8 protein-coding genes are annotated in these 10,045 nt (G+C 52.1%); 2 read left to right on the forward strand and 6 right to left on the reverse strand.

The window, feature by feature from the left end; translation table 11 throughout:
- Positions 1–34: 34 nt before the first annotated feature.
- Positions 35–1,207, reverse strand: a complete 1,173-nt coding sequence (locus NGM62_RS10020) for a Gfo/Idh/MocA family protein (RefSeq protein ID WP_262247619.1) — start codon at positions 1,205–1,207, stop codon at positions 35–37.
- Positions 1,208–1,524: 317 nt separating this feature from the next.
- Between NGM62_RS10020 and NGM62_RS10025 the strand changes: the two genes are divergently transcribed.
- Both NGM62_RS10025 and NGM62_RS10030 read left to right on the forward strand, forming a co-directional pair.
- A complete protein-coding gene (locus NGM62_RS10025; protein ID WP_262247621.1) occupies positions 1,525–2,289 on the forward strand; it encodes a peptidylprolyl isomerase in 765 nt (254 codons plus the stop codon).
- Positions 2,290–3,678: a peptidylprolyl isomerase gene (locus tag NGM62_RS10030; protein ID WP_262247624.1), complete on the forward strand. Its 1,389-nt coding sequence runs from the start codon at positions 2,290–2,292 to the stop codon at positions 3,676–3,678.
- A 49-nt stretch (positions 3,679–3,727) separates the two neighbouring features.
- On the opposite strand, the gene NGM62_RS10035 is transcribed toward NGM62_RS10030, so the two are convergent.
- The 5 genes from NGM62_RS10035 to NGM62_RS10055 all read right to left on the reverse strand — a co-directional run bounded on the left by NGM62_RS10035 (position 3,728) and on the right by NGM62_RS10055 (position 10,003).
- A complete protein-coding gene (locus NGM62_RS10035; protein ID WP_262247625.1) occupies positions 3,728–4,555 on the reverse strand; it encodes a nuclear transport factor 2 family protein in 828 nt (275 codons plus the stop codon).
- A 40-nt stretch (positions 4,556–4,595) separates the two neighbouring features.
- Positions 4,596–6,062 carry a cysteine--tRNA ligase gene (cysS, locus tag NGM62_RS10040; RefSeq protein ID WP_262247626.1) on the reverse strand — a complete coding sequence of 489 codons (1,467 nt, stop codon included), beginning with the start codon at positions 6,060–6,062 and terminating at the stop codon, positions 4,596–4,598.
- Between the two features lie 37 nt (positions 6,063–6,099).
- Positions 6,100–6,339, reverse strand: a complete 240-nt coding sequence (locus NGM62_RS10045; RefSeq protein WP_262247628.1) for a hypothetical protein — start codon at positions 6,337–6,339, stop codon at positions 6,100–6,102.
- Positions 6,340–6,357: 18 nt separating this feature from the next.
- A complete protein-coding gene (locus NGM62_RS10050; protein ID WP_262247630.1) occupies positions 6,358–8,307 on the reverse strand; it encodes an OmpA family protein in 1,950 nt (649 codons plus the stop codon).
- Positions 8,308–8,458: 151 nt separating this feature from the next.
- Positions 8,459–10,003 carry a PorP/SprF family type IX secretion system membrane protein gene (locus NGM62_RS10055; protein WP_449301312.1) on the reverse strand — a complete coding sequence of 515 codons (1,545 nt, stop codon included), beginning with the start codon at positions 10,001–10,003 and terminating at the stop codon, positions 8,459–8,461.
- Positions 10,004–10,045: the final 42 nt, after the last annotated feature.

Consider the following 10,045-nt stretch of genomic DNA (forward strand, 5'->3'; position numbering starts at 1 on the left):
GTTAAAAAAATAATCAATCTATTGTAATCTGTTACTACACTGTGAAGGGTGTCCATTTTTCGGTACTGTCGTTGCTGCGCAGTACATTGTCGAGGAAAGCCATCCCCCTTACACCGTCGGCTACAGAAGGGAAGTCCGGCAGCGAAGCCCCATCGGCCCCGCTACGGCTCGACCGCCATGCATCGGCAAAGCTACGGTACAGGTTGGCAAATGCCTCAAGGTACCCTTCGGGGTGCCCCGCCGGCGTACGGCAAAAGGCCTTTGCTTCGGGCGAAATGTGGGAATTACCCCCCGCCCGGTATAGCTGTGCTGGTTCGTCCAACCATTTCACCAGCAGGGTATTGGGTTCCTGCTGATTCCACTCCAATCCTCCATTCTCACCATAGATGCGCACTTTCAATGCGTTCTCTTCACCTGCCGCCACTTGCGAGGCCATCAGTACGCCGCTGGCCCCATTGTCAAATTGGAGCAAGATGTTGCCGTCGTCTTCCAACCGTCGGCCCTCCACGTAGGTATACAATGAGGCACACAGCTGGGTGGTGCGCAGACCGGAAATAAACTCTGCGAGGTGCAGCGCATGTGTCCCGATATCACCCATGCAACCGCTCTTGCCCGACTTGCTCGGATCTGTACGCCAAGCGGCTTGCTTGTCGCCCGTTTCTTCCGATGGCCTGCTGAGCCACCCCTGTGGGTATTCCACATATACCTTACGCAACTTACCTAACACCCCATCGCGCACAAGTTTCCGCGCCTGCCGCACCATCGGGTAGCCAACATACGTATGGGTGAGCAAGAACAGTAGCCCCGTTTCTTCAGCCTTCTGCTGTAATTGCTTTGCCTCTCGCAAATCGAGCGTCATTGGCTTATCCAGCACCACATGAAACCCGTTTTCCAATGCCAGCATGGCCGGTTCGAAATGGACATGGTTGGGCGTAACGATACTGACGAAATCCATACGCTCGCCTTCGGGGAGTTTACACTCAGCCGCTATCATTTCCTGGTAAGTTCCATACACACGGTTCGCGGGGAGGTAGAGCGAGTTACCACTCTCTCTAGAACGCTCGGGACTGGAACTGAATGCTCCGCATACCAGCTCGATCTGGCCGTCCATCGCTGCGGCAATGCGGTGCACCTCACCGATAAAGGCACCTTTCCCACCACCTACCATCCCCATCCTCATTTTACGATTGATTGGGTTATTGACCATAATTATTTTGATTTTGACATGTTATTCGTTGCTATCGTTGGCATTATTTTTCAGTCATTGGGCACACAAAAATAGCATTTATGTGATGAATCGTGCATGTTGCCTCAAAGATTTTACCTATTGGTGAGGGCAACCTCAAAAATGTGTTAAAAATGGTTAAAATCATCGAGGCATTGGCAGCGAATACGTATTTTAGCCACTTGTGTAAATAGGTTCGTACGCGTTGAATGGAAAAGCTAATGATTAGGGTGTTTATGTGGGCTTTCGTCATTTCCGCCTCATTGCTTTTAGCATGCAACCAAAAAAAGCCAAAGCCAGTGGCACGGTCATTTGATCAATTCCTATATCCAGAAGATTTGAAGGACGTTGTTCCCGCCGGGGTAACCGGTGATGACAGTACACAATTGGTACGCGCCTACATCGAACAGTGGTTGCGTCAGCAAGCATTGCTGTATCATGCACAGCGCAATGTGAACATCAGTACCGAGCGCCTCGACAAGCAAGTGGAAGCCTACAAAAATGGGCTCATCGTGTACGAGTACGAGCAGGCTTTGGTAAGCCAAAAGCTGGATACGGTGGTAACGGACGAGGAAATACGGGAATATTATGATGCACGCCCGGAGTTGTTTATCCTGCAGCAGCCCATCCTCAAGCGTTCTTATATCCGCCTAGGCACCGATGCCCCTGAATTGGACCGGGTAAAGCGGCTAATGGTTTCACCGAGCTTCGAAGAACAGGATTTGCTCACTAAATATTGTGCCATGTATGCAACAGATTATGTGCTTCATGATACCACTTGGCATTACGTGGATGAATTGGTGCAAGAATTTCCCATTTCGCAGATCGATGACGCAAATTATGACCAAACAGGGCGAATTTTCGAAATAATTGAAAATAATGAATTATATCTGATAATTTTGCACGATTCGAAATTGAGGGAATCACGCTCACCATTACCATTGGTGCGAGAACAAATCCGCAATCTGATTTTGAATAAGCGTAAAATGGATCTTATTGATCGCATGCAGCGGAGCATTGTAACAGATGCCCGTGAAAAGAACAACATCGAAATATACAATTAAATGAGTAGACATAACTGCATCTTTCTGGTTTTGGCACTAATAATAGGTACCTCCGGTTTGACTTTCGCCCAAGAACCGCAAGTCATCGACCGAGTTGCCGCCGTAGTGGGTTCCAACATTATCCTGGAATCTGAGATCGAAATGCAATATGCCCAATACCTTGCCCAAGGCAACAAGGCAAGCAACGACTTCAAATGCTACATCTTACAGCAACAGCTCACCCAGAAATTGCTGGCCCAACAAGCCATTATAGACTCCATTGAAGTGAGCGAGGGAGAGGTAGATGACAACATCAACGCCAGGCTCCGGTATATGTCAAGCCAAGCCGGCGGACAAGAGCGGTTGGAGCAATTCCTAAACCGTTCATTGCTCCAATACAAGGAAGAAATGCGCCCCAGCGTTTACGAGCAGCTCAAAGCCAATAAGATGCAGCAAAATATTGTATCCGGTATCGATGTGACGCCATTGGAGGTACGCCGCTATTTCGAGTCGCTGGACACCGATAGCCTCCCCTACTTCGGTACGGAAGTGGAGGTAGGCGAGTTGGTTGTGTTCCCCAAGCTTACGCGCGAGGAAAAACAGCAGTTCCGCGATCGTGCCGAAGAACTCCGCCAGCAGGTAGTGGACGGGTCTGATTTCGCAACGATAGCACGCCTGTACTCACAGGACGGTGGATCGGCACCCTATGGGGGCGATCTCGGCTTCAACACCAGGGATGGATTCGTAAAGGAATTCTCGGCTGTCGCATTCCGGCTCAAGCCAGGCGAGGTTTCGCCGGTATTTGAATCTGAATTCGGGTTCCATTTCCTCGAAGTACTGGAACGGCGGGGTGAAGAGGTACGCACACGCCATGTGCTTATTCAAATCAAGCCCACCCAGGCCAGTTTAGAGCGGGCCAAAAAACATATCGACAGCATCTATGACAACGTAGTCAATAAGAAACTTGATTTCTATAGCGCAGCAACGCTCTATTCCGACAATAAAGAAACCAAATACAATGGCGGTATGCTGCTCAACTTGGAAAACCAGCAAAGCCGTACTACACTGATCCCGGCAGACAAACTTGATGCATCGATTTTCACGGCTATCGATACGCTCGAACCGGGTGACTATTCACGGCCAGCGCAATTTAGTGACCGCACCGGCAAAACTGGGTATCGGTTTACCTACCTGAAGTCGCGCACACCACCCCATCAAGCTAATCTCGATGTGGACTTCGCTAAAATAAAGGAAGCCGCCTTACAAGATAAAATCAACCGGAAGCTCAGCGAGTGGTTTGAGAGCCGCCGCCAAGTTACCTTCATCGATATCAACGAAGCATACCATGATTGTGATGATCTGAAGATATGGCTGAAAGATAAGAAAGAAACTGCGGTAGCACAGCTTTAGTTGACTATCAGTCGTCGCTAATCATCAATCGTAAGTCGTACTGGAACACTTACGATTCAAACAACATTTCAATAATGACCCGCCACTGGAAATCAGATTGCAGTTGCCATATCCGCACATAATTGCACTTTAGGGTTTCCGATGCCGTAGCCACGGACACTTCACCGTAAGAATAAGCCAGCTCGCCACTGTACGACCGACTAGCAACCAACGACTTCGCCTGTATGGCCAAATCCTGTTCCTTCACGAAATCGAGGATGGCCTCCTTGCCGATAATCGGTGTCTTCCATGGGAAATAAAGCCGCGCATCGTCTGCGAGGAATTCTCGGTAAGCGATTGCCGCATCCGTTTTCAGAACGGTAGACAGTAGCTGGTCGTTACTCAATACAATTTCTTTACGCTGCTGTATCCGTTCTTTGGTTTTAAACCGTGTGTAATCTTTCGCGTCGGGTTCAACATACTGCAAGTCCGGCTCGTTGTTGCCACCATGGTGTTCAATCTGGGCGCGGAGATCGATCTTCCAGTTCCCTTTGCGGTCGCGCCGCCAAACGGTGAGGTATTCGCCGTACCGCTTTATGGCCCCTATCCGTTGAAACGACATCGTTCCTGCCGTTACCCCCCATTCCATGCTTTTTGCAATGGCCGCGTACGTGGGTCGCCAGATCATCACATCAGGTATATTCGGCCGGTTATTGAGGTAGTCCAGCGCATCCACGGGGGCCGGTGTAAAAAAGGTTGAATTCCGATCCACCACAGACATGAATGCCGCGTGTGGTCCCTGCGTTTCTGAAAGCCTGGCCGCAGTACGGTCGGCCATCAATAAACTTCCCACTTTACCCAACATCTGTGCAGCTGCCGACTGGGATACAACTACCAAACAAGTAATAAAACCAATCCTACTAATAGCGGTCATTCCATCAAATCTTATTCCAAAGGGTTCCTTCTTTACTGTCCTTAAGCTGGATACCGATAGCGCTCAGTCCCTCCCGTATACGATCTGAAGTAGCATAATCTTTCTGTTTCTTGGCTTCGTTGCGAAGAGCAATTACCACTTCCATCAGCTTGTCGAAATCATCAGAGCCCATATTATCATCAGTCAGGCCCAACACATCATATACAAAATGCTGCATCAAGGTATTCAGCGCTGTTAATGTAGATGCATCGATAGCAACCTTACCGTCGTAAACGCTATTGATAATACGTACGGCTTCAAACAGCTCTGCAATCAATATCGGGCTATTGAAGTCGTCGTCCATCGCAGCATAACAACGCTGCCTGAGCTCTTCTATTTTCAAGTCTGCTTTTTTGGTTCCCGCTGCTTTCAATTTTGGCAGTAGTGCCATAGCATTCATGAGCCGCCTATACCCTTTGTCTGCGGCATCCAGCGCTTCGTTAGAGAAATCGAGTGTACTTCGGTAATGGGCCTGCAACATAAAAAAGCGTACTGCCATCGGCGAATAGCCACGCTCAAGCAACGGATGGCTACCGCTGAAAAGCTCTTGGGGTAAAAAACCGTTACCGGCAGATTTAGACATCCGCGTACCATTTACCGTGAGCATATTGGTATGCATCCAATATGTTGCAGGCTGAGTATGGTTACAGGCTTGCGATTGGGCGATTTCATTGGTATGGTGTGTCGCAGCGAGGTCCATTCCTCCGCCATGAATATCAAACTGACTACCGAGGTATTTATTGCTCATTGCCGAGCATTCGATATGCCACCCCGGGAAGCCTACACCCCATGGCGAAGGCCAACGCATGATATGCTCGGGCTTCGCTTTAATCCAAAGTGCAAAATCCAGCCGACCTCGCTTTTCATCCTGTCCGTTGAGCTGACGGGTATTGTTAAGCAAGTCTTCCAACTTACGGTTGGTAAGGATGGTATAGTCATACGACTTAACATACTTCTCCACATCGAAATATACCGTTCCGTTCACTTCATAAGCATACCCTTGGTCGATGATCTGTTTAACCATCTCGATCTGCTCGGAAATGTGGCCGGTAGCTGTAGGTTCAATACTGGGAGGCAAGGTATTGAATAGCCGCAGCACCTCATGGAAACCCAAGGTGTATTTCTGCACGATTTCCATGGGCTCCAACTGTTCCAGCTTGGCCTTTTTTGCGAATTTGTCGTCGCCTTCGTCGTTATCCCCTTCCAAGTGGCCCGCATCAGTAATATTGCGTACGTAACGCACTTTATATCCAAGATGCAAGAGGTAACGGTAAATTAAGTCGAACGAAACGAATGTGCGGCAATTTCCCAAATGCACATCACTATATACGGTAGGTCCGCAAACATACATCCCTACAAAGGGAGGGTTCAGCGGCTCGAATTTTTCCTTTACCCTTGTTAACGTGTTATACAACACCAGTCGGTTGTCCATGGTGCGAAAATACGAATTAATACGCAAAAGGACAGCGCTACTTTTTCGCCGGTATAAAAGGCATTTTGATAATGGTATCGTTAAATTCGCGGATGCGGATACTACCGTCAAAACCATCTTTGAAATAGTTTTGGACCTCAAAAAGAATCTTTTCGGTTAAGTCTGCTATGGAGTTGCCAAAAACAGCTAACCCAAGATTTCCTTCAACTGCTGCCTTAACGCCCTCTTCATGTTGTAACACTACGAAAATCAATTCGTCGAATTTAGAAATCTCCATCTGGTCGCCTCCCGGTGATTAGTATGCCAATACCGTCACTTCGGTCCTCCGGTTTGCCTGGTGTTCCTCGCGCGAGCACGGCACACCGTCCGCGCAGCGGTTCACCAGCCGTGTCTCCCCGTAACCCTTGGCCACCATCCGCTCGCGTGCAATGCCACGCCCCACCAAGTAGTCAACCGCCGACTGCGCACGCCGCTGCGAAAGCAACTCGTTGTACGAATGGCTGCCGCGGCTGTCCGTATGGCTCGAAAGCTCGATCTTAAGCGTCGGGTTGTCACGAAGCGTGCGCACCAGCTCGTCAAGTATAGCCGCCGCATCAGGACGGATGTTGTGCCTGTCGAAATCGTAATAGATATTCTCCAGCTCGAATGTCTGGCCAACCCGGAAAACCGGCTCCAGCAGCAACGCAACCTCCAGCGTGTCCGACCGGGTGATACCCACCGTGCTTACCCTGGCCGAGTCGGCGTGGTAACCCTCCTTCTGCCCCAGCACCGTATAGCTCCGGTTGCCCTCCAGCACGAACTCGAATGTGCCCGATCCACTGCTCCGCTTTTTGGCGACAATCTCACGATCCCCGTCGTACAGCGTCACTGACGCTTCCGCCAAGCGTTCACCCGTGGACTTATCCGAGGTGGTCCCCATCAGGATAATGATGACCTTGGGCTTATCGAATGAAAACGAATAGATATCGTCTCCGCCCACGCCCCCTTTGCGGTCCGAGGAGAGGAACCCACGGAACCCCTCCGCATCTTCCCCGTAAACCACGTAGGCAAAATCATCCGCCGCGCTATTGACCGGATACCGGAGATTTGCAGGCGCATCCCATTGGCCCCGGCTCCCGGTCGATCTGAACACATCCAGCCCACCCATGCCAGCAAGGCCATCGGTGGAGTAATAGAGCGTGCCATCGGGAGCGATGGTGGGGAACAGTTCATCCCCCACTGTGTTGATCAACGGACCGGCGTTTACCGGCCTACCCCACGAACCGTCAGCCTGCCGCTCACTGTACCAGATATCCGTGCCCCCATGCCCCCCGGGCATATCGCTGGAGAAATAAAGCACCGTTTCGTCGGGCGATAAGGCAGCATGGCCAACCGAGTATTCATCTATGTTATTATGCGCAAACGGCTCGGCTATCCAACCATCATCCTTCTTCTTGTAAATATACAATTCAAGCGTGTTGGTGCGGTAACGACGCCCGTCCTCCTTTTTCAAATCAGCATCCTTACCCACATAAGTACGCGTAACATACAACGTGTTGCCGTCTTTCCCGGCAGCAACGGGCCCAACGTGGTATTCCGAACCATTGATCCCCCCGGACGACAGCGAGGGGCCGCCCAGGGTACCCCCGGACGACAGCGGCGCCGTATAGATCCGCAGGAAGGCATTGCCCGTCCACCCGTACGTATCCATCCCCGGCTTTATTCCGGGTTCACCGGCGTAGTAAACATGGTCCCCCGACGGGAAAACGCCAAATTCCGAATTCGACGTATTCACCGCTGTCTCGTTGCGCAACCGGTGCGCCGTCGGTGTGGCCATCCACACCAGCGCCGAATCGCAGCCGGCGATCTCGACCGCCACCGATGGCCCATTCCCGGTCTGCGAGGCATACGATTCCAGCTGCCGCCTGGCTTCCGCATATTTCCCGTTCACTTTCAGGACACGCCCATAACGGAGTAGGTTATCGGGCGATGACCCAGCCTGTTGGACCACCCGTGCGTACCAGTTCTCAGCAGACTCGTAGTCCTTCATCCGCAGGTAGCTCTCGGCCAGCCGCTCCAGGTCCTGCAAACGGGGGTTGCGCGTGTCCACCAGCCGGGTGTACAGTTTGGCAGCATTGGCATATTCATAACGCCTGTAAAGCTCCTCAGCACGGTCCCGCAGGCTCGGCTGTTCCTGTGAAATGGCACCCCCGCCCATGCAAAGCAGGACGACGGAAAAAATGAATGGTTTCAGATATTGTCCCATGGCGAATGTCTATTGTCCAGTGTCTGTTGTCTATTGTCTAGTGTCTATTGTCCAGTGTCTGTTGTCCAGTGTCTATCGTCTGTCGTCTAAAAAAACCTCGGGCTCAGTATACGCTGCTCACGCTTGCCGAAGGTGATCCNTTGTCTGTTGTCTAAAAGAACCTCGGGCTCAGTATACGCTGCTCACGCTTGCCGAAGGTGATCCCAAGGGTCAGCTCGTGCGATCCGTTCTGAACGCTGCTCAAACGGCTCACGATGTGGTCGTAGGAGTAACCGATACGAAGCGCCTCCGTAACATAGATCTGCGTGACCGCAGAAAATGAGTTACGGCCCCCAAGGCTGTTCCCGCTAACCCGGCTGTACTCACGCTCGAAGACCGTAACACCCGTGCGCCACCCGCCCCCAAGCCAGAAACGCCCCCCGAAGATGAACATCGCGTTCACATCCAGACTGGTGGGACCTTTGAAGTCTTCCTTCAACAGCACGCTCGGACGGAAGTCCAGACCACGGCCAAGGCTGAAAAGCGCACCCCCCATCAAGTACATGTGGCGCTTGCGCCGGATGTTGTCCGTGGTCGTACCGTCCCAGCGGAAAATGTTGTTGCTCTGGTCGCCTGAAAGAAGGTCCATAACCGATACCCCAGCGTACCACTTCGGGTTGTAGTAGTAAACACCGAAACGGACATCAGGAACCCAGTTGCCGATCTTCCCCGAAGGAACAACCTGGTCGCCACCGTCGTTCGGACGAAGCAGCGAACCGTCCAGGCTGTACTGCGTGACACCGGCACCAATCCCGAAACTCAGACGCTGCGTGTCCTCCGCGTTCAGACGCAAACGGAATGCGTAGTTCCCGTAAACCGATGTCGCCGACTGCGGACCCAGACGGTCCGCAGTCACCTGAAGGCCAACGCCGTGCCGCTTGTGCANAGTGGGACCCCTGAAGTCTTCCTTCAACAGCACGCTCGGACGGAAGTCCAGACCACGGCCAAGGCTGAAAAGCGCACCTCCCATCAAGTACATGTGACGCTTGCGCCGGATGTTGTCCGTGGTCGTACCGTCCCAGCGGAAAATGTTGTTGCTCTGGTCGCCTGAAAGAAGGTCCATAACCGATACCCCAGCGTACCACTTCGGGTTGTAGTAGTAAACANGGCCAAGGCTGAAAAGCGCACCTCCCATCAAGTACATGTGACGCTTGCGCCGGATGTTGTCCGTGGTCGTACCGTCCCAGCGGAAAATGTTGTTGCTCTGGTCGCCTGAAAGAAGGTCCATAACCGATACCCCAGCGTACCACTTCGGGTTGTAGTAGTAAACACCGAAACGGACATCAGGAACCCAGTTGCCGATCTTCCCCGAAGGAACAACCTGGTCGCCACCGTCGTTCGGACGAAGCAGCGAACCGTCCAGGCTGTACTGCGTGACACCGGCACCAATCCCGAAACTCAGACGCTGCGTGTCCTCCGCGTTCAGACGCAAACGGAATGCGTAGTTCCCGTAAACCGATGTCGCCGACTGCGGACCCAGACGGTCCGCAGTCACCTGAAGGCCAACGCCGTGCCGCTTGTGCAACGGGTCGGCAACACCGTCGATCGAAAGCAGACCCGTCTCGGGAGCCCCCTCCAACCCCACCCACTGGCTACGCAGACCAAGCTGCCCGAACCACTCCTCCTTGTAACCCGTGTAGCCAGGGTTAACACTCATCGAGTTGAAAATGTATTGCGTGAACTGGATGTTCTGCTGGGC

It is taken from the genome of Parapedobacter soli, from assembly GCF_025460835.1.
GTDB classification, from domain to species: Bacteria; Bacteroidota; Bacteroidia; order Sphingobacteriales; family Sphingobacteriaceae; genus Parapedobacter; species Parapedobacter soli.